The 23,007-nt window shown below is 68.1% G+C and carries 4 protein-coding genes; 1 reads left to right on the top strand and 3 read right to left on the bottom strand.

Annotated elements, in window-relative coordinates:
* A partial coding sequence (locus ACLQ28_RS30045) for a hypothetical protein (RefSeq protein ID WP_425689635.1) occupies positions 1 to 1,592 on the bottom strand: 1,592 nt, incomplete at its 3' end.
* Between the two features lie 236 nt (positions 1,593 to 1,828).
* Between ACLQ28_RS30045 and ACLQ28_RS30050 the strand changes: the two genes are divergently transcribed.
* Positions 1,829 to 2,512, top strand: coding sequence for a hypothetical protein (locus ACLQ28_RS30050; RefSeq protein WP_425689636.1), 684 nt, complete (start codon positions 1,829 to 1,831; stop codon positions 2,510 to 2,512).
* A 288-nt stretch (positions 2,513 to 2,800) separates the two neighbouring features.
* Here the strand turns inward: ACLQ28_RS30050 and ACLQ28_RS30055 are convergent, their stop codons facing one another.
* Both ACLQ28_RS30055 and ACLQ28_RS30060 read right to left on the bottom strand, forming a co-directional pair.
* Positions 2,801 to 4,948 carry a hypothetical protein gene (locus ACLQ28_RS30055; RefSeq protein ID WP_425689637.1) on the bottom strand — a complete coding sequence of 716 codons (2,148 nt, stop codon included), beginning with the start codon at positions 4,946 to 4,948 and terminating at the stop codon, positions 2,801 to 2,803.
* Positions 4,949 to 4,993: 45 nt separating this feature from the next.
* Entirely contained in the window at positions 4,994 to 22,888 is a 17,895-nt protein-coding gene (locus tag ACLQ28_RS30060; RefSeq protein WP_425689638.1) for a hypothetical protein, read from the bottom strand.
* Positions 22,889 to 23,007: the final 119 nt, after the last annotated feature.

Consider the following 23,007-nt stretch of genomic DNA (forward strand, 5'->3'; position numbering starts at 1 on the left):
TACGAAATACTAAAATCCTGACCGCCCGCAGAGCCCTCGGTCGGACGACCCGAACCATCAAAACCCGAAAACACCGTGCCGTCCGGCGACACCTGCGAAAGCACTACACCATCGGCACCGAACTCCACCACACTGCCATCGGCATAACGCGTGACCGAATGACCATCCGGACCATACGAAATACTAAAATCCTGACCGCCCGCAGAACCCTCCGTCGGACGACCCGAACCATCAAAACCCGAAAACACCGTGCCATCCGGCGACACCTGCGAAAGCACTACACCATCGGCACCGAACTCCACCACACTGCCATCGGCATAACGCGTCACCGAATGACCATCCGGACCATACGAAATACTAAAATCCTGACCGCCCGCAGAACCCTCCGTCGGACGACCCGAACCATCAAAACCCGAAAACACCGTCCCATCCGGCGACACCTGCGAGAGCACTACACCATCGGCACCGAACTCCACCACACTGCCATCGGCATAACGCGTGATCGTATTGCCATTACCCGAATACTCGAACGTAAAGTCCTGCCCATCGGCGGCGCTGCCCTCGGTCGGACGACCCGAGCCGTCGAAACCCGAAAACACCGTCCCATCCGGCGACACCTGCCGCAGCACCACACCATCGGCACCGAACTCCACCACACTGCCATCGGCATAACGCGTGATCGTGTCGCCATTACCCGGATACTCAAGCGTAAAGTCCTGCCCATCGGCGCTGCCCTCGGTCGGCCGCCCTGAGCCGTCAAAACCCGAAAACACCGTCCCATCCGGCGACACCTGCCGAAGCACTACACCATCGGCACCGAACTCCACCACACTGCCATCGGCATAACGCGTCACCGAATGACCATCCGGACGGTAGTTGACCCGGAAGGGCTCCCCGTCGATCGAACCGGCTAGCGGTCGGTGTTGCGCGTCGAACTCGCTATAGACAGTGCCGTCGCCAGTGTCCTGCCAAACGACGCTACCCTCTGCATCGAAGCGAGCGGCGGAGCCATCTGCGTAACGGACGACGGAGCTGTCGTCGGCCGCCCGGTAATCGATGGTGAAACTGGAGCCTTCGGCAACACCGGCATGCGGTCGGCCCTGGGCATCGAAGGATGAGTAGACCGTACCGTCAGCGGTCGTCTGCCGGACAAGGCCGCCACCTGCGTCATATTCGGCGGACGAACCATCCTCGTAGCAGGTGAGGTTACCGCCGTCGGGACGGTACGTGATGGTGAAGTGGTTGCCGTTCGCAATTCCCGCATGAGGGCGGTCGAGGGAATCGAACGATTCGAGAACGGTGCCGTCGGCGGTTTGCTGTCGGAGGATGCGGGTGTCGGGGACTGGTTCGGCGTCACCGTTGGGTTCGGTGGGCGGGTCGGCATTGGCGGGCTCCGAGGAGGTGTCGGCGGGCTGGGATGCGTCGGACGCCGAGAGGACGGTGCCGTCGGGCAGCGTCCGCCTGAACAGGTGCCCGTTCAGATCGAATTCGGCGACCGTGCCATCGGTGTACCAGACGGTGGAGCCGGCACCGTCGCCCGTGGGTTCGTCGGCCGTCGCCGGCGCTTGCCCCGAGGTACCGGAGTTGGTCATCTGTGCACCACCTATGACAGAGGGTCGGGCGGGTGCAGGGTAGCGAGCATTCGAGGGGCGCCGGCAAGCCCTTGTACGGGGTCTACCGCGCAATGCCACGGGGGGCACCAGATCCGGGACGTTGACAACGATCCTGGCGCGGCGAAACGCTATCGAAGAAGGAGTCTTTCTGTACGTGTACCGCCCACCAACCACGTTGAAGTCGCCGTACACGTGGGGCGGCAGATGCGCACGAGATGGGGATCGACGTGGTCAACAAGGCCGACTACAACAACGAGACGGTCAAGCTCGGGGTGGCACCGGTCGAAATATTCGATCTGGGCAAGAAGGTCAACGACCTCAGCACAGCGATTGCCAACAACTTCCTCGCGATCCACAAGCAGTGGGAAGACCTGGCGCTCGGCTGGGCGGGCAAGAGCCAGCAGGAGAGCCAGGACTTCTCGGACAAGTACAAGGTCGCGTTGGACGACTTCTTCGGCGAGGAGGGGGCGGACACCGACGCGAACAAGAAGCAGGGCGTGATCAATCGCGTCGCCGGCGGGGTGCAGGGTGCCGGCGACGCGTACGCGCAGGCCGAGGTCAACCTGTTCTACGCGTTCAAGTGGTTCGCCGACTCGTTGGAGTTTCCCGACAAGGAACTCGACACTTCGGTCCGCGATCACGCCAACGTAGACCCGCCGGAGAAGGGACCCGATCCCACACCGGGTGAGCGGGACTTCACCGGCCCGCCGATCGGCGAGAAGACGTCGGGCGGGCCCACCCCGTGGTTCAAGGAGGGCGAACCGGTCAAGGGCGATTGGTCGTGGGTCGAGACGGTCGACGGCCCCAATGACAAGAGGATCACCGTCAAGGACGGGGCGATCTGGACCGGCTACGAGGGTGACGGCGTGACGGTCGAGTGGGTGCCGGACGCCCAGTAGTCACGCACGGGTTGACGTCGCCGGTGCCTGAGACACCGGCGACGCCTCCCCTAGACGAGTAAGTCCTAACCCTGGCCCGGACTGTGAGCGCAGCCGGCGGTGACCGTCGGTCACCTCCGTCAGGGCGGATGCGGTAATGAGCGGTATACCTCAGAGTCATATTCATACCTCTGAGGTATACCGCTCAACAGCACATCGACATGGCAGGCAGCCAAAGCGGATGGCGAGGGCCCTTCGCTGCGACCCCAGCCCCATCTTGAGTTAGGACTTACTCGTCTAGCGCGTTCGTCAGAGGTCGGGGCAGTCGGCAACGTGGATGGCCACCTCGTGCAGCACGGGGCGGTACTCCTCGGGCAGTTGCGGGGCCACCGCCGCCAGGATCCTCAGCAGGTTGGGCCGTCCCTCGCGTGGCAGGTAGGCCGCGTGACGGAAGATTTCCTGCTCGACCTTTTCCTGCGGCTCCCCGTCGAGCCGCATGCCGACCGCCCGGAGGATTGCCCGGCTCGCGCCGTCGTCCAGCGTCCCGAGCGTGATTGAGGCCAGATCTTCGAACGCCGTCCTGCGGGCCTCGGGCTCCTTGACCACCAGCCCGGGCACCGCGGAGAGGATCCGCTCGTGGCGTTCCTCTGCGGTGGCGGCCCCGTGCACGCCGAACCCGACATCGACCAGGTCGGGATGACGCTGCGTCATCTGCAGGAACCCGGCATGGGCGGCGAACACGTCCGGGTCGACGCCGAGGCCGTCGATCTGGGGGCGGAGTTCCCGCAACGCTGGACCGTGCTCGGCCAGCTCGGCGCGGATCGCCGAGGTGTCGTTCAACGGCAGCGACAGGTACGACAGCAGCCGCTCGGGCGGCCGGGTGGGCTTGGACTCCCGTCGTCGATCGGTCGCTGCCCGCAGCAGCGCGGGGGTGATGTCCTTCTGCGGCGGCACGGTCACCGCACTTCCTTCGGGACCTCGGGCCTCCCACAGGTTGTCGAGGTTGAGGCTGAGGCCACCGCCCGCCAGCGACCCGGCGCCCACCGCGCCCGTGGTGCGCCGCACCAGCGGGACGTGATAGCGGTCCAGGATGTCGAGGACGGGCTTGTCGACGTCGCCCCAGGCGACCACCGTCGGCACCGCGCCGCTGACGACGTACTGGAACAACCGCATCTCCAGCCTGAGCCGGTCGCCCCGGGTCGACTGGGCGGACGGCCGCGCCGCCGGCCGTCCACCGCCGATGACGATCACATCCTGCTCGCCGTCGCCGGCCGCCCTCGTCAGCTGCTCCAGGAACCGGTCCGGCATGGACCCGACCCCGCCGATCAGCTCGACGGCGTGCGTCCCGTCGCGACCCACCTGGCGGTGGACGCGCACGCCGGACGGTGGAGCGGCCAGCGGCCGCCGCGTCGACGCCTCCGGGGTGCGGGAGCCGTCGAGATCGCGCAGCAGGCCGAGGATTTCCGCGTCGCCGGCCAGTTCCGCCATCTCGATACCGCCACGTGCTCGCGGGAACACGGCCGTGTGGCCGGTCCCGAAGTCGAGGAACGAGACGCCGTGCTCGTCGTGCACACCGAGGTACACGCTCGTACCGGCGTCGAGCCCGTCCACCGCGACGAGCGCGTACCGGGCGGCCGCGTCCGGCAGTGGGGCCGCCATCCGAGCGAACAGTTCCCCGTAGCTGTCGACCCCCCTGACCGGCGTCCCGGTGCGGCTGAGGTCTTCCCGGGTGAGCGGCCGGCCGAGTTCGCGCAGCGGGCGGGCGTACGCACGATCCGCCAGGCCGGCCGGCAGGCCCAGGTGGACCCGATCGCCGTCGAACACCATCCGGCCGAACGGGTACGGGTGCTTGAGCACCTCCGCCGCGATCTCGTCGCTGACGTCGGCGTAGGGGTCCGTCACCCAGTGCCGGTCGGGCACGACCCCGACGACGTACGCATCGTCGAGCGACGCGGTGGGCCGCATCTCCCGGTCGAAGGCGAGGAGCCGGTCACGGTCGACGGGCGGACCGGCCGCGGGGTCGTGCGGTCGCAGGCCGGCTGCTTTGGCGTACACCGGCAGCCCGATCACGTTGGCCTGCGCGGCGGCGTCGCCCAGGCCGAGCACGTCCTGGCCGAGCGAGTGCACCACCATCCGGTCCAGCGCAATCGGCGGGATGCCCCGCAGGAACTGGTACAACAACGCACGCGTCCGCCTGACGCTCGGCGGGCCGGCCTCGCCGGCAGTCCGGATCCCGTCCTGCCAGCCCACCGCCGATCCGGCGAGGTCGCGCACCGCGTCCTCCATGCCGGTGCCGAGCGAGAGGAAGGTGATCCCGCGGATGCCCCGCAGGTCGTTCGCCTCGGCGAGCCGCAGGCCGCCGTCGGCGCCGATCTGGAGAATCATGCCGTTTTTGGTCGGGATCGCATGTTCGAGGCAGATCGCGTCCATGATGCGTGGCGTGAGGGGGATGGTCACCAGGAGCCTCCGGGGCGACGGTGGGACGGGGTCGGTTGTGGCTGGTCAGCAGTTGGCGAGGAAATGGGCGACCAGTTCGGTCAGGCCAGCCCGTGCGTCGCCGGGCCCGGTTTCCAACGAGCGTTGGTGGGCCTTGTGTTCATCGAGGCGCGGCACCCACGCGGCGCGGTCCACCGGGTCGACGCAGTCCGGGTTCTTCAGGTTGGCTGGGCTTCTCGACGCCGTCACCTGCCCAAGCTTCGCCAGGATGGCCTGGATGCGCTCGCTCTCCTGCGGGTCCTGGACCACCGCCGCGTCGTCCAACTCCGCCAACTCGATCATCATGGTGAACACCGTCGCGTTCGCTCGGTCAGTCGGCGTCTTCGCCGCCGTTCGGACCAGCGCGGCGACCTGGGCATGGGTGAGTTCGCCAGCCTGCATCAACTGCCACAGCAGGCCCTCCATCGGGAACCGTTCCTTACGCGAGCGTCCGTGGAGCTTGAGGTAGTCGTACACGAACGTCGCCGGGACCGTGCCGCTCCGCTCCGGATCGAAGCGAGGCTCCAGTTCCAGCACGGTCGTCGCCGTCGGGACAAGCCGCGCCGCCGACGCCGCCGCAAGCCCCCCGGCGCGCTGCGTCACCTCCAGGATGACCAGGAAGCCGGCCAGTCGCGGGGATGCCGGGTACGCCGTCACCGCGTCTCGCAGCGCGGCCAGGGTCTCCGGCCGCCGCAGCTCCGCGTCGTGTTGCCGGTGGTACGCCTCCGCCCTGTCCCAGTCGCGGATCACCAGCCAGCCCGCCAGCACCGGTGGCAGCGGCGCGTCCATCGGCGGGACGCGCAGGGCACCCGCGGCCTCGAACAACGCGCGGTCCGGCGAGGCCGCCATCCGCACCGGCTTCCCGTCCCTGTCCCGTAGCTCCCACACCATGTCCAGCCCGGCCGGTCGTTGCCGCAGCGACACCGGCTGGTAGCTCGCCCGCAGCACCTCGGCCAGCGCCTCCTCGGACCGCTGCGTACCGGCCGTGACCACCAGCACCGGTGCCTGGCCCAGCCACTCAAACTCGCGCAGGGCCTCACCGAGCTCGGGAATGGCCTCCTTCTCCGGCTCTCCGCTGAGGTCGAGTGCCACCACCGGCCGGCCGGCGCCGCCCGCGTGTTGCCTGATCTGTTCGAGCAGCCGTTGGGCTGCCGGGCCGGCCCACTTGCCGAGCGCCCGTACCTCCGCCGGACGGTCGTCCGCCCGCTCGGGAACCGGCGCCTGCGAGCCGGCGCGCCGCGACGGTTTCGGCTCGGTCCGCACGCCCACGAACATGTTCGACAGATCTGGCGCGAGCTTGATGATCCGGTCGATGGCCAGATCGAGGGTGAACATGAGCTTGGAGAACTCGGCGTTCGCGTCGTGCTCGGTGAGCCTCTTGGCGTTCTCCGCGAGCCAGGCGAGTCCCTGGGTGCCGGCGTCCCAGGCGGCCTGGGCATCGCGGGCCGACTCGGTGTCCGCGTCGATGACGCCGACGACCTGGGGCGCGGCCTCGGCCAGCACCTCCCGCACCTGGGCGACACGCTCCAGCAGCGACCCACTGCCATCGAACCAAGCCAACGGTACGGGTACCGGTGGCGTGGCGTTCCACGTCGGCTCCGCCCGGTTCACGTCCAGTCGCCGCACATCCGCCGCCAGCCCCGACGGGTCAGACGATTCCTCACTCCGAGCTGCCCATGGTGGGGTACGGCCGAGGGCGGCCCTCCCGGCCGCCACCGCATCCAGGTCGCCGGCCGTGCGTTCGTTGATCTTCGAGACCCGGTGGAACCACTCGACGAGCGCGCCGACTTCAGTTGCCAGGCGACGGATAAGCTCACGCGCCTCGTCTGACCTGACCAAGGGCGCTATTCCGTCCAGTCTGTCAAGATCGAGGGGGCCGAGCACGGTGGCGACGGCGGCCTGGGCCGCGCTGATGACGGCAGACCGGCCATCCTCCTGCATGGCCCGCAGACGGCCCGCGAACTCGGCGGCGTTCGTCATTCGCTCCGCCGGCGACGCACTGCGTGCGCGAATCATCGCCTTGATGTCAGACAGCTGTGAAAGGGCGAAGCTCAGGGCATCGAGGGCGTTCCCGACCTCGACATGCTGCCGCCGGTTCGTCACCGCGAGAGCGTTGCGGATCGCCGTCTGGGTAGCTTCGGCCACCGAGAGAAATTTCTGCACGTACTTGTCGACCTTGTCGGCGAGGTCCGGGACGTCGTTCTGGACGTCCTGTGCGTGGGCCAGGGTCTCCAGTTTTTCGATCAACACCCGGAGGTCGCCCTCTGCGGCCCACAGCTGCGCTGTCCCGCCGGGCAGCGTGCGGAAGAATTCCACCATTATGAACAGGGGGGCGGGATAAGACACGTCTTTTCGTCGCTCGTCCAGGCGGTCGGCGGCTTCCTCGATCGATCGCCCGGCGGACTCGGTGTCCACCGGGACGCTCGCGAGGTCAGTCCCCACCCATTGCCGGACCCAGTCATTGATCTCTTTCCGGGTGGCCTGGAACGCGGCCGGCGAAAGGCCCTCCGGCCCGATGTCGGGCCCGCCCCGGCTGGCCAGCCACAGTGCCCATCGCACACCGGGTAGGTTCGACCCCGTCTCACGGATCCCCTTTCCGTGGATCCACATCCGGTAACCGTCGACGGTGCGACGGACAAGTTCGTCCCGGGCCGGTCGATCCGCCGGCGTCGCCGCGTCACGACCGAGCGCACCGCGCAGCGGCGACAGGAAATGCGGGTCAATGCGGAGCCCCAGGGCCGCCTGGACCAGTTCCCCGGGCGATTGCAGCCCCAGCCGGTAGGCGGACCAGGACAGGCCCGTCGGCACCCGGCCGGTGGCCTCGGCCAGCCCAACCAGATCCCGCGCCAACTCGCGGGTCAGTCCCGCCTCGGTGACCAGTGCCATCAGCTCGTCGAGATTCACCAGCGGCGAGTACACAGCGTCCCGGATGGCCGACGTCGAGACATTCAGGCGTTCCGCGGCCTCCTGGATCTCGGCCTCGCTGTAGCTCGGCTCGTGCTCTCGGCCGAGCGCCCGGACCACGGTCGCGACCTCGTTCCTCGGCACGTCGCCCAGAAGCTCGTAGAGCAGCCACTCGCCGTAGTCCGACGGCAGTAGCAGCCTCGCCAGCTCGGACGCCGGAAAGCCGATCCGCGCGCTGAGCGTGACGAAACGGCGCTGCTGCTCCGGCCCGGTCAACCCCTTCTCGACGAGGTGTTCCTGCAGGTCAGCCACAATCTGACTGACCGACCGTCCCGTCGCCAGCAGGGTCCGCAGCCGCCCGCCCTCCCGCGCCCGGCGAACGTAGTTCTCCGGCAACGCGTCCAGCAATTCGAACGACACGCCTTGGCTGCGCATCTCGCCGAAGAACGGGTCGGCTGTGGTCGTCAGCCCCAGCCGGCGTACGAGCCGGAGCATCAGCACGAGGTCACTGCTGGTCCAGACACCGCTCCCGCGCAGAGCGGAGACCAATCGACCGCTCCAGCTGCCGGTCGCCGGCCGCGCCGCCGTGGACGACCCGATCACCTTCCTCAGGACGCCGGACCGGGACAGCGGCAGCAACTGCTCCGGGTCCACCCCCAGCTCGCTCACCACAGCGAACAGCGGCGTCGGCGCAATGCGCATCCGTCTGGCGTATTCCGGCAGGTCGTCGGGCACGCGTCTCAGGACCGTGGCCAGCATTACCAACTGGCGCATGCCCTCGCGGTCCTCGACACCGACCGTGGCGGCCAACCGCTCCAGCCGACGAGGATCGAAGTCCGGGCCGATCGCCCTGAGCACCCAATCGAACTCCTCAGCGGAAAGGCCGTTGGCGGACAGCCAGAAGTGGTCGCCGTATCGGCCGCCCCACCCGGACGGTGCCCGCTCCGGGGAGAGCAGATCGGGCAGCCCCGACAGCACGGTGGGATCGGCGAGCAGCTGCGCCGCACCGGTCAGCCGGAAGGCGAACTCCATCGGCTCATCGTCCGAGCCGGTGCCGATCCGCAGATGCACCAACACGCCTGCACGAATCCGCGCCCGCCGGCCCGCAGCGGTCTGGGTGAAGCCGACGACCGAGGCATCGTAGAGCGCCTGGTCGATTCGGACGCCGCCGCGTGGTCCCGCCGCCGGCTCCTCGGCCGTCGAGGCCGCCGGCGGCCGTTCCGGCTCCGTGTTCCGCGCCAGCAGCGACGGTACGGAGAGCAAGTCGCGCACCTGCGCGCTCAGCTCGGTCGGCACGGCACGACCGGACAGCTCCCGCTCGGTCAGGGCCTGCAGCCGGGCGACGGCAACCGCGTCCAGGTCGATGAGAGTGACGTTTCCGTCGGGCGAGAACGGCCGCAGCCTGGGGAGCTTGTCCAGCGACTTGGCGGCTGAACCGGCCGCCGGCACCGGCGCGACCCACAGGTGGCGGGTGGGGAACCGCACGCGCTCTCGCATCACGGCCTCAGTCCGCTGCCCGGAGGGGGTCACCACCCCCACTCGCACATCAACGCCGTAGTCAGCCGCCTCGGTGCCCTCGGTAATTCCGTCCAGCAAGAACGCTTCGCCGCGCCGCGCCCAGACCCCCAACTGCTGGTCCGAACCGTCAGCCTGCAACACAAGACCGATCGGGCTTAGCGCTGTGGGCAGATACCGCGGCAGGTTGTCCGAGCGGAGGATGTGTTCCAGTGGCACGGGGTCGGCGGGCTCATCGTTTACCCGCCACGCCCTGTTCCAGTCCGGGATGAGCCGGCTGACCAGGTCGAATATCGGCGCGCCGAAATCTACGGACGTGATGCCGATCGTGCTCGCATCGTGCGGTATCCCCTCCGGTGCCAAGCTCAGTGGAGTACGGTCACCGCCGGCATCGGCCGGGGCGGTTTTGGCCGGCCGCATGAGTTCGTCGGCGGACGGCGGTGCCGCATCCTGACTTCCGCTCGGCAGCAGCCCCGACCGAAGCCTGTCGTACTCCTGGACCACCCGGACGAACTGGGCCCACACCCATTGCCGCAGTTCCAGAGTGGGATTTTCCCCGGGAGCGACCGCGCGCCGCAGTTCGTCCAACTGGCGCTCAACGCTCTGCAATGAGGAAGACGCTCTGATAATGGCCGGCGCCACCCCGGAGAATGGACCGTCCATCACCTCGGCGAACCACTGCCGGAAGCGCGCCCAGAACACCGTTACCGCAGCATGAACATCCTCCACCGGCGGCAGCGCCAGTTGCTGGGGGCCGATTGCCCGCTCCACGTTGTCCAATACCAGCCGGGTCGCCAGGTGCTCCGCGCCCGCCACCCGGCGGTACCCGTCGTGCGCCTGCCAGAGCAGCCGCACGGTGACGGGCGAATCCTGGACGCCGGCGAGTACGGACGCCCGCCTAACCGCAAACTGTTCCCGCCCGACCTCGGGCCGCCAACGATGTCGCGTGCCATCAGGCGCGGTGTAATCGGCGGACAAACCCGGGCCCGGCCCATGCGCGGCCTCGGAGCCCTGCTTCAGCGCCCGCTCGGCGACACGTGTTACCCGCCGCGACACTCCAGCCAGCAGACGCCGATCCAACACCGGCCCCAACGAGTCGTCTACCTCGTTGTCGAAAGTCACCACCCGCCACCCCAACCCCGCGACAAGGGGAGCGTGCCCAGCATCTGACAGAACCAGAGGATCGCCGAGCGTCTCCACTAGGCCATCGGCCTCCGCCATGCCCAGCGGATACACCATTGTCAACCGATGCCGTCGCCGCAGCTCGTGCACTCCGGGGTGAAAGCCGACCACCACGAACAACGCTTGGCGGGCCAACTCGGGGCGCACCCGCAACATCTCGTCGAGACGATCGACAACCGACTGGTCGATATCCCGCCAGACGTCCGTCTCGCCACCAAGGGAAAGCGGGTTTGCCGCCACCACGACAACCAGACGCCGCGCTGCTTGCGCGGCCCGATCCAGTTCATTGACCGTCGAGGACGAGAGGCCGACATCGCCTTCGAGAAACTCGGCCTCGCCGGGCTCGGTTCCCTGCAGCCAGGCCTGGCTATCGGCAAATCGCTGCTGTGGGGAGACGATCAACGCACGCTCGTACGCCTCGGCGCTCAACCTGATCAGCTCTTGGTGGAACGTCCAACCGGCCTCCTCGCTCATGTTTTCCGCACCGACGCCGCGCGCCTCGCCGACGACGTGGCCCCTGAGCAAGGCCCCGCGCGCGATGTCCGGCCCGTCGACGAATGTGATCGCCCGAAAAAACCATCGGTGGTCGACCGGTGGCACGTCATCCCGGAGCCCGCTCATGAAGAAGGTACGGATTACCTGCGTGCCCTCGCCGGTAAACCTGGTCACAGCGGTGTCATCGTCGATCCGGAACTGCTCGCCGGATCTATTGCGGGATTCGGTGATTGTGTCGCTGGCCCACTGCTTGAAGCTGTCCCAGATCGCATCGGCATTCGCTCTCAGGAACGCACGCACGGAGGGCGGAAGTTCCCGCAGCATTACGCCGAACTGCTGCCGGGCAACGAATGCGAGATACTGTTTCGGCGCGCCACGAGGATGATGCCATGCCTTCGCGTACGCCGGCGCGAAGGCATGGTGCATCAGCCAGGCCACATGTCCCGCGATCATGCTGGCCGCAGCTCCGGGGGCAGGTTCTTTCGGAGCCTCTGCGGTCCTGACCCACTCCAGGTAGTCCCAGGCGATGCCGTCGGCCGCCCGCAGACTCCTCTCGAGGCTTTTCTTGGTGGGGAAACCGACCGAGCTGTCACGCCACGCCTTCTCCCACAGATGGCCCAGGAACCGGCGTAGGCCGATGTCTACCACGCCGATGGACCAATGGAACCGGGATTTGACTGGAGGGCCGGCCGGGCCTCGCGCCAGTCTGGCCGTCTCGCCGATCGTGGTGAAGTCCAGGCCCAGACCATCGAAGATTTCAGGGAGTCGAGGGTTGTCGCTCTCACCCAGCAGTGCGGTTCGCTCTGACATCTCCTTGTAGGCGCGGTAGATGTCCCCCGGCTTGGGCCTGTTCACCTCGTGCATGTGACTACGTGCGACCGCACTGACTCGTTCCAAGACAGATGCGCGCGTCGCATAGCCCGATCCGCCGCGCTCCTGCGCGTGCCGCCGGCTTCGATAGAAGCTGGTGCCGGGTCCATCGAAAAAGTCGACCCGTTCGGTCTCGAGCCGGAAGAGCCCGTCTCGGCTCCGCGCCAGGATGACTCCTCTTTCGAGGAGCCTCATCTCCTCCGGAGTGTCCGGACTGATGATGAAGTCGCGTTGCTCGTCCTCGTTGCCGGTGCCCTGATAGTGAAGTCTCCGATCGACGAGAGCGTCGACAACACGCGACGGTGACTCGACCAGGACCGAAGCGGGAACCGATATCGGAGACCGATCACCGACGTCGTAGAGGCGCACCCGCAAATCAAACTCCCGCGCACCGCCACGCTCTCCCAGGTCCAGCAATTCACCGCCGGGCCAGGTGTCCGACGGCAGCAGCCGCACCCCACCCACACCCGAGTGCTGCGGGTCGATCCACCGAGCCTTACCCGCGTGATGTATCACCACATAGCCATGGCCGATCCGGCCCGGCCACGCTCGCGCGACGAACCCGACGCTCCCTGGCCGCTGCTGCACCAACCGATGGATCGTCTCGACGTCACGCACCAACGGCCACGTCTCCGGCCGACCCCACCCACCCCACAGCACATCGGCGACATCCCGATCATCGCGAACCTCACCGCTCGACAACCCATCGGGAAACAACACGTCGCGCGCGGCCGCCAGCGCGAATACGCAGAACTGCTCATCAGTCAGCACACCGCCCTCGGACCAACGCCCCACCCGCTCGGTGATCCGGTCCACCACACTCACGAGATCGATACCGGAGGCGGCCAGCGTGAAGAGAGTCTCCCGGTGCCCGTTCAGGAGCGCCCGGGTCCGGTGCGTGTTCGCACCCCGTTGCTCGGCCCACGTACGGATTGCCCAACTGAGGATCTCGGCGAGCCGTTCCGGGTCGGTGACCTGCTCGGGGTCGACGACGAGTTGATGGGGTCGCGTCGTGTTGGTGTGCGTCACCCCGTGCAGCAGGTCGTCGGGGACCATTTCGAATCGTGCGCGGGCGTCGGGGCCGGCGGTGGCCGTGGTGACCCGCAAGTTGAACCACTGACGGTGCCACGGGCTGCGTGCGGACCCCGGAAGGTAGACCTCCACCTGCCCACCTGGCCGCACCGCGACGAGGTGTCCGGGCAGTGGCAATCCGTCGACCGCGGCCAACAGTTGCGCGGTGAGCGGATCGCCGTCGTAGGCGTCCCGCAGTGCCGTGCTGAACTGGTTGTCCGCGTCATGCCGCGGCGTGTCCCGCAGCTCGGCCAGCACGATCCCTTTGCGCACCCGGGCGGGTCCGTACTGGCCGAGGAGGTTCTCGATCGCCATCTTCCGGCGGAGGTGTGCCGGGTACTGCTCGGCGGGCAGGTTCGACCCCCCGAACAGCCGCACGATCTCGCCGTTGATCCTGTCGTACCCGTACCGGCTGGCGAGGTCGTCGACCACTGCCGTCCAGCGGTGGCCGGCCGGATCCTGCTCGGTGCGCAGGCCCAACTCGTCGAGGAGCAGCACCAATCTCGTGCCGACCCGCTCCACGGTGAGGTCCGCACGCGCGTTGCGCACCGGATCGACGGCGTGGTCCAGTTGCTGGACCTCCACGTACAGGCGGTCGACCGCCGCCCGGTCAGCTTCGCTGAGCGCCACCGGGCCCTCCGGCGCCTGGAAACGCCCCAGCGCCGGCTGCATCCGCCACTGCACCGACTCGCAGGTATGCACCAACGTGCGGTGGGCCGACCGGCCGACCTCGGCCACCCGGTGGGCCGCCTTACGCGGCATGTGCCGAATGCCGCGCACGAACCCCTGGTCGGGCGGTATCGGTACCGGCCGGACCTTCTCCTGCATCTTCTTGGCCTTGCCGAGGAGTTTGGAGCTATTTTCGGCCAGTTCAAACTTGGTTTCTGGCAACCCTCCGCTCTGGAAGAGCGCCGTCTGGTTATCGGCCATCTGGTCAAAAATGGGAGATAACCTCCGCATCCAGATCTCGGAGAGGCCCGAGAGGATTCGGGCGAGACCACCGAGACCGATCCACAGGCCCAGCACCGGACCAGCGAGGGGGATGGCTGCGGAGAGCGCACCTGCCGTGACCATGTGCGTGACGAACGGCGGCAGGTGCTTGTAGACAAACTGTTGTAGGCCGGGGAGCGCGTGCGGGCGGCCGGCCGCGTCGTTGGCCTGACGCTGCGCCAACGCCTTCGTGAGCCGGCTCAACCCGAACCAGTTGAGCAGGTGGTACTGGCTGGGGTCGGCCAACTCGTCGATCGCGACAGGGCGCGTCGCCCGAGGGTCCTTGCCCTCGGCCAGCAGGTAGGTGGTCGCCTGACCGATGTAGCGCAGCCGGTCCAGGGTGTCCCAGCTCGCCACCGCCATCAGGTCCTGGAACTCGTGCGTTCTCAGGGCGGACGCGCCCACGCCGTAGACGGCGCTGCTGGCCGCGGCGGTGGCCAGATTCATCGTCAACAAATCGACGAGAGTCGCGGTCAGCATGCTCAGCGTCCACCCCGGGATCATCATGACGGCGCCCTGGGCACCGTCGGAAACGGCGTTGATCGAACGACTGGGTTTCCCGTCCACCACACCGCGCGCGACAAGGTCGTAGGTCTCCGCCAGCGCGGATCTACGGAAGGGCGTACGGCTACGCTCCGCCAACCGCTTGACCACGTTCTCGACCTCGCGGTAGATCTCCCACATCATGTCGGCGGCGGTCAGCCGGGTCTGTTCCAGTTCGGTCCGCACCGCGTCGTCAACCCGACGCTCGCCGGAGATCTGGGCCGTCGCCTCCATCCGTGCCATCAGTTCCCGGATCCGGTAGTACGCGCCCTTGACGTAGTCGTTACGCAGATTGTCGTAGGTGCGCTCGCGCTCGCGGTTGTACCGCTCCTCGCGGAGGAACTCCCGCTTGTTCGCGAAGTGTTCGACCTTCGCCGCGCCGAAAGTCGTCGGTACGGGCAGAAGCACCGACGCCGCCCCGAGCGGGCTGATCGGCTGCCCCATGGCAGCCAGCGTGATCAGCGACGCCAGCTGCGTCAACACTGCCGTGGGCCCTCGCTTCACGAGGTTGGGCAGCGGCGACCCGAAGGGGGATGGCTTGAAGTTGGAGTCGTCCAGTTTGTGGTCCGGCCCGGGCAGGATCTCTTCGGGCGTCAAGTAGGCGATCATCTTGGCGTACCAGTGGTCGAAGACCCCCTGCAGCCCGGCAGCCACCAGCCCCCCGACGAAGCCAGCCTCGATGTGCTCCGGCTTCCGGCCGGCCTGCCATCCCACCATCGCCGCGGTCCCGATAATCCCCGGGGCGGCGAACCCCCGACGGATCGTGTTGATCGCTATGCCATGAAGGTTCGAGACCCGCCTGGGCGGCTCCAGCTTCGACATCACGCGGGTGTACGCCCGCCGCAGCTCGCCGCGGACGTCATTGGGCACTCGCAGATCCGGGTCCTCGATCAGGTCTCGGATCTGATCCCGTACCACGCCGATTAGGTGGTCGAACATCTCCACCTGGAAGGTGTCATGTCCGGTCTGCTCCCGCAGGTGGAGCAGCGCCTCGTGCTCGGCCAGCAGCTGCCGGGCGAACGGGACATCCTCCCCCGCCAGCGAATGCGCCGTCGCCGCCAGGTGTCCCGCCAGCACGCCGGCCACGCCGGGCCGCAGCACCGCGTCACCGGCGTCCTGCCGCACCTCGAGGACCGGTCGGCCGTCCTGCGCAGAGCCCTCCCGCATGTTCACCGACCGGAAGCGCGACCACCCCTCGCCGGACACGACCTCGATCCGCAACTCGACGATGATGTCCTCGTCACCGGCCGGACGGCCCAGAACGGAATCGCGCCGCAACCGCAGCACGTCGAGGTCGCCGTCCTTGACCACCGCGGCACCCAGCAGGTCCGGGGACGACTGGGAGAACACCTCCGCTGCGTCCGCCACCGCCTTGACGACCTTGGCCGGATCCTGATCGGCCCGCGAGGCGAGCACCAGGTCCCGGACCAGCTCCGCACCCGGGGCGGCGAACCCCCGACGGATCGCGTTGATCGCTATGCCATGCCGGTTCGAGACCCGCCTGGGCGGCTCCAGCTTCGACATCACGCGGGTGTACGCCCACCGCAGCTCGCCGCGGACGTCATTGGGCACTCGCAGATCCGGGTCCTCGATCAGGTCTCCGATCTGATCCCGTACCACGCCGATTAGGTGGTCGAACATCTCCACCTGGAAGGTGACATGTCCGGTCTGCTCCCGCGTCAACCGCTCTACCTTGCGCAGCTGGCGCGTCAGCCAGTTGCGACTGCCGTCCCGCAGGTGGAGCAGCGCCTCGTGCTCGGCCAGCAGCTGCCGGGCGAACGGGACATCCTCCCCCGCCAGCGAATGCGCCGTCGCCGCCAGGTGTCCCGCCAGCACGCCGGCCACGCCGGGCCGCAGCACCGCGTCACCGGCGTCCTGCCGCACCTCGAGGACCGGTCGGCCGTCCTGCGCAGAGCCCTCCCGCATGTTCACCGACCGGAAGCGCGACCACCCCTCGCCGGACACGACCTCGATCCGCAACTCGACGATGATGTCCTCGTCACCGGCCAGACGGCCCAGAACGGAATCGCGCCGCAACCGCAGCACGTCGAGGTCGCCGTCCTTGACCACCGCGGCACCCAGCAGGTCCGGGGACGACTGGGAGAACACCTCCGCTGCGTCCGCCACCGCCTTGACGACCTTGGCCGAATCCGGATCGGCCCGCGAGGCGAGCACCAGGTCCCGGACCAGCTCCGCAGACGACCTCGACAGGCCTGACGTACGCAGCCATCGCCCGAGCGCCTCGGCCCGCAGTATCCCTGCTTCGTGCTGGTCTCGCAGCACTCCCAGACCCGCCAGGTCGCGCACCACGGCGGCCTCCAGGCCAGCGACCGTGTGGTCCGCGACGGCGGCCTCGCCCGGCCCCGCCGAGAGCATCTCCAGCGCCCGCAACCGATAGGTCAATCCCGCCAGTCGACCGAGGTCGCCGGGCCCGAACGAGAACCGCTTTGCGGCGCCCTCCCCCGACCCGAACCCGTCGCGGAACGGCGTGTACCGGAGCACCTTCCGCAGCCGCTCAACCCGCGAGCCCAGCTCGAAGGCGGCCCGCGTGCCCGCCCACAACAACCACCCCGCCAGCTCGTCGGAAGGCAGTCCCGGCGGGACCCCCAACACCGCCTCCGGAATACGCCCCCAAACGGCATCGAGCACGTTGTCCTGTCTGGGCGTCCACTTCGGCGTCGAGTACGCGGCGTTCGCCTCTACCCGTACGTCAAACGACTTTTCTTCGTGCGTGAATCGGATGACCACCTCCGGCCGCCCCTCGACGACCGCCTCCAGCCGCGCGAACTGTCTCATCCCGACCGGCCGGCGCCGACGCAGCACAGCCCGACCGGTCTGGGCGGGTTGCGCGGACGCGAGCTGTCGCACGTGGTCGATATCCGCGACCGCGGCCGCCACCCACGCGGCGAGATCGCCCAGGAACGGCCGCGCCACCGCGACAAACCCTGCCAACTCCGCCGGCGTCGCGGCGCTCGCCGCCGACGGTTTGAGACCCAGGTACGACCCGAGTTGCCCGGCATAGTCCGCCGGAGACCTGCCGGGCAGCCACTTGGAGCGCGTCATCGGCACGTCGTCCCGGTCCGGGGCGACGACCTCGACCGCCGCGTGCGCCCGCTCAGCCGAGTCGACGAATTCGACCCCGACCCGCAGCACTGGATCGGCAGCGCCGGCGGCATCCTGGCCGCTGACCGGCAGCCGCAGGTCCGATGTGTGGAACGCGGCTTCGACGCCGGCCACCGTGTCGTCGCGTACCTGCCGCAGTTGTTCCTCGGTGACTCCGGTGCCGGCCGCCAGCCGAACCCTGACCAGCGCGTTCCACCGCGCGGCGGTCGCCGACAGCTGATAGCGCACAACGCCGTTCCTGGCGGAACCGGCCGTCACCTCCCGTACCGTCGGTGCCACCCTCCCCAAGGATGGGCGCGTCCCGGCGACCGGCTCCCGGGCCGCGGCGGGCTGCGCGACGACGACGTCCTCACGCGTGTCCGTGACCGCCGGGCCAGCACCACCCGCATCGACGGACCGGGAAGGGCCGGCCTCAATGTCGCGGCCCGGCTCCGCAGGGGTCAGGTCCACTGGCGTGTCCCGGCCGCTGCCCGCACCCTGCGAGGAGCCCAACATCTCGGCAACGGTCGGCGGCACCACGCCCGGATTTCCGCCCTCCGCCAGCCTCGACCGCAGAGCGTTATAGGTACGAACCTCCTGGACGAAACGGTCCCACACACCCTGACGCGACTCAGGCGTCAGGCCGTCGAGCGAACCTCGCAGCTCCTCCAGCCGAGACGCCACACCGGCCAACTCCTCACCCGCGGCGCTCGCGAGCCCGTCCCCCGTCGCCGCGACCTCGGCCATCCATTGCTGATACCGCGCCCGGAACAACGTCACCGCCGTCTGGACACCCTCCACCGACGGCGGCGCCACCTCCGGCATCGGCACCTCCGGCACCGACACCATCCACACCGACAAATCATTAATCGGCTGCGGGACCGCAACCTTCGCCAACCACTCCCGCAGCCGCTCGTCACCACCCCCAGCAACCGGCCACCAATGCTCCAACAACACGTCCGCCAACCGCGCCAACCGACCCCGCGCCAGCTCCAACTCCGGCCGCTCCGACGCCTGCACCCCAGTCAACAACGACACCAACGCCCGGTACTGCCAATACACCCGCACCACCAACTGGCGCGGCTCATCAAACCCAGCCCGCTCCGCCAACAAGGCCGCGACCGCACCAGCAACCTCCGCCGCAAACAGCTCCGCCACCGCACGCTCACGGACCAGCAACCGGGGCCCATCCGCAAGACGAACGGCGAAAGCAGGCAACGGATCGTCAGCAGCCGCCCACCAACGTGAGTACGGAATCGAGGCGAACGGAATCGCGATGCGCGGAAGGTTAGGCTCACCACCTACGGAGTCCTCAGGCCACAGCCGCAGACGCAGAGCACCCTCGGCGCCCTCCCCGTCGCGTTCAGCGAAGAAAACCAAACCCACTTGCATCAGCAGCGACGCAGCGTCTTGCATCAGATCGGGAACAGGTCGCGACCCGACGGGCTCAATCGGGCCAGCCACATCTTCCGGGGCAACCCAACCGAGAAACCACCCGCCTGACTCGTTCCGCTTCCAAAGACGTCCATCAGCGCCCAGATACAGGTCATTCTCGAAATGGGTCGGATCTCCATGCGCCGCGCTGTAGATCAGGGCAGCCACACGCAACCCGCCCCACCGCTTCGACCACTCCCCCGCCTTCCGGGCAGCCTCGTGCGCCTCACGCGCGATACGCGCTGTCGACGGCAAGTGCTCGTCGGTGCCCCCAGGCGTCGTCAGACCGGCCGGATGCAACCGCTGAAGCACCACACGCTGCCGCCCCACCGACGCCTGCCACCGCGGCAACATCGCTTCCTCGAACAGAGGGCCCTGCGTCACCTCACGCGACCCGGTGAAGACCGCCATCAACACCTCCCGAGCGGTCCGCTCTCCGCCCGGGAGGTTCAAACGCTCGTCAATCCACCCCTCGACGGGCTTACGCTCAAGGCCCTCAAAGAAATCAAAATCGGCTATCCAGTTGACAAGGAAGCCGGCGGGTTGCCGCACAGAACTACGGACCACATCGGGCAGCGCCTCGACCAACGACCCCAGACTCTGCGGAGTCAACGCGAAAAGCGGGAGTTTCGCCACCTCGGTGTCATCCGGCAAAGTGACTACCTTAGCCAGAACATGCGTCAGCACAACGGCGAGCACACCCCGCATCGCCAACACTTCTTCACTCTCAAGAAGCACACGCACGTCGCTCTCGCTCAACGGCCGATCACTCAGCGAGCGAACGAATAATCTAGCCGCCATATCAGCGAACTCATGCACCCGATCCTGCACGCCCCCCAACGCACCCAACGCCGGACCCGCACCCTGCGCCTCACGCTGGAACCCCTGAAGAAGATAAACGATCCCGGGAAATTCAACATCCACCGCCGGCCGGTAGGAACCGTTCAGCAGAGATACATCGACCGGAAAATCAAGGCGTACCCCCCGACCGCTTGCGCCGACCCGCAACAGGTTCTTAATCGACCTCTCCCGGGGCTGGGCAACCAGCGCCGCACCAACGGCGTCAACGGCAAGCCAATCAATCTCGGACTCATCAGCCACCCACCTCCCGACTCTTTCCGACCGCTTATTCTTCGCAGGCTTCACCGCCTGAGCGAAGGTAAGACCGTCTGCCGCAGCCGCTTCCAGCCACCGCACCATGGCCTTGCTGATTCGGTGCTGCCACTCGACCTGCGGCACGGCCCCCCAGGCGGCCTGCCCTGTCAACGAGGTCGGGACACTCACTACCTTCAAGAAGAACAGTTGATCTCGCTTGCCGAGCACGATTACAAGGTTGAGCCGTGGGACCTCGGCGATTACCCGCTCCAGCCAATTCCTCGCGCGCTGGGCCTGGCGGCCTCGGAATTGGAACAGCGCGCTCGTTTCATACTCCACGGCCAACCGGCCCGCCTCATCCGCGTCCGCCACCAACCGGGCGGCCTCCCCCACACCCACCATCCATTGGGAGGAAATGTTCACCGGAGGTGCATTGACCGGAAACTTAAGGAGTGCCTTGCCGCCCCGCCACAGGGACCTAGGAGGTTCCGTGCGGTCCGTCAGCGCCTTAAGAACGGCCTCAGCGGCAGGCCGATCAATCTCGGACTCATCAACCACCCACCTCCAGAATCTTTCCGACCGCTTTTTCCTCGCAAGCTGCATCGCCTGAGCGAAGGTAAGATCGTCTGCCGCAGCCGCTTCCAGCCACCGCACCATGGCCTTGCTGATTCGGTGCCGCCACTCGACCCGCGGCACGGGCCCGGCCTGCCCTGTCAACGAGGTCGGGACACTCACTACCTTCAAGAAGAACAATTGATCTCGCTTGCCGAGCACGATTACAAGGTCGAGCAGTGAGACCTCGACGATTACCCTGTCCAGCCACGTCTCCCCGAACCCGGCCGGGTGCTCGTGGAATTCGACGTGCACGCCCGTTTCCCACACCTCGACCAACCTGGGCTGACCTGAGTTGGACGGACCGGACACCACCTCGTCGGGGTCCCCCAAGCCCGGCTCACCGGGCCACGGCGAGGGATCAACCAGCGCCTGCGCCAGTCGGGCGGGGTGGCCCGAACCAGGCGCACCGGACACCACCTCCCCGGACGACACCACCACCTGCCGCAACGCCCCATCCGCGTCCACCACCAACCGCGCGGTCCCCCGCAACGACTGCGGCAAGCCCTCCCCGGCACCCAACGCCGCCACATCAAAGCCCAACGCCGCCACGTCGAACTCGACAAACCGCCGATCGTCCTGCCCCAACACCGGCGCCGACGCCTGCGTCTCCACCAACACAAACCGCTGTGCGGACACACGACGCACCAACACCATGTGCGGCCGCGGATCCCGCGACGACACATCATCCTTTGGCCTGACCACCGGTGGGGGCTCAACCCACACCGCCGTCAACGCCCCCACAGCCAGCTCCGCCAACCGATCTACACCACTACCCGGCCCGAACCTCCCACCCAGCAACCCCTCCACCACATGCCGGCCCAGCACACCGTCCTCACCCGCCACCGACCCCACACCACGCCGCAGCCTGCGCAACACCGACGCCACCCGATCGGCACAATCCGACCGACCATCCCACGGCGACAACCCGTTCACCGCCGACACCAAACGACCAACACCCGTATCAGCCGACTCCAGAACAGTCGGAACAGACGCTGCCACCCGGGCGGATGCCGGCATCGGTTCCGGACTCGCCGTGGAGACCGGCGACGCAGCGGGGGTCACTGTCGGTTGTGGCGTGTCGGCACCCAGGTCCGCCACCGTGGTCCGCCGATACGGCGGGTCGACCACCAGCACCGTCGCGTCGCGGGACAGCAGCTCCGCCACCTGCCCGGACTCCGGCCGCAGGTCGACCGTCCGAACAGCACCCTCACCATCGACTCGCGCGTCCACCACCCGCAGCTCACCGTCGTGCGAGACCAGCCACCGCGCAGCACCCTCACCCGACGCCACCACCAGTGCCGCCGAACCCGGCACCTTCAGCAGCGCCGCCACCAACGCATCCGCGTCGACTCGCTCACCCGCCCCCGGGCCACCCCACATGCGCAGCACCTGCGCCGCGCTCGCCGGCAGCACCCCACCCGTCAACGCCGCCACATCCAGGCCCGCCGGCAGGCCAAGCAGCGCCACACCCGCCGCCAGCGGATACGCCGCGCCCCAGGACGGATCCCCGGGCATCCACGAACGCACCAGGAGCCCGTCGCGGATCTCCGACGCCCTCGACAACAACGTCAGCAGGCGATCCCACGACGGCCCCTCGTCGCCCGACGCCAGCCCGACCGCCGCTCGCAGCGTCTCCCGCGCCGCCGCCAACCCCCGCGGCAAGCCCCACACCGCCGCCGGACGCTCGCCAGTCTCCCGGCCTTCAGCGTCCACGGTCACCACACGAGCCGACGACGCCACCGACGTGTCGACCGCACGGGTTCGCGGCAGGCCCAACAGCTCCGCGGCCCTCAGCCACTCACCCGGTTCCGCCCGATCGTCGGACCCGCCGTCCAGCACCGTAAGCACCAACCGGTCCCGGACCGACGACGGCAGGCGACCCAACGTCCGCCGTACCGTCGCCACCACGTCCGGACTTCGCAGGGCGCTCTCGGTCACGACGAGCGTCCGCGCTCCTCCGGGGGTTCGGGGCACCAACAAGGCCGACGACAACGCGGCCAGGTCCACCGGCTCCGACATGGGTCCGCCATGCAGGAAGACCCCCGCCGGGATCGGAACAAACCGGCCTTCGTTGCAGAGCAGCATGAAGAGATCACTGTTGGGCACGTCGTCTCCCTGGGTGCTACGGAAGCACAGCGCTACAGCGCTGGGATCATTACGACGTGGTAGGCCCTCTGCTTGTTCAGCGCGAGTTCACGGGGAGTTCGCGCGACGCCAGCAGTTGA

It is taken from the genome of Micromonospora sp. DT201, from assembly GCF_049841575.1.
Lineage (GTDB): Bacteria > Actinomycetota > Actinomycetes > Mycobacteriales > Micromonosporaceae > Micromonospora.

What these genes read in the sequence shown, in the direction of transcription:
- ACLQ28_RS30050 (WP_425689636.1), top strand. Translation starts at nt 1,829, where the DNA reads ATGGGGATCGACGTGGTCAACAAGGCCGACTACAACAACGAGACGGTC.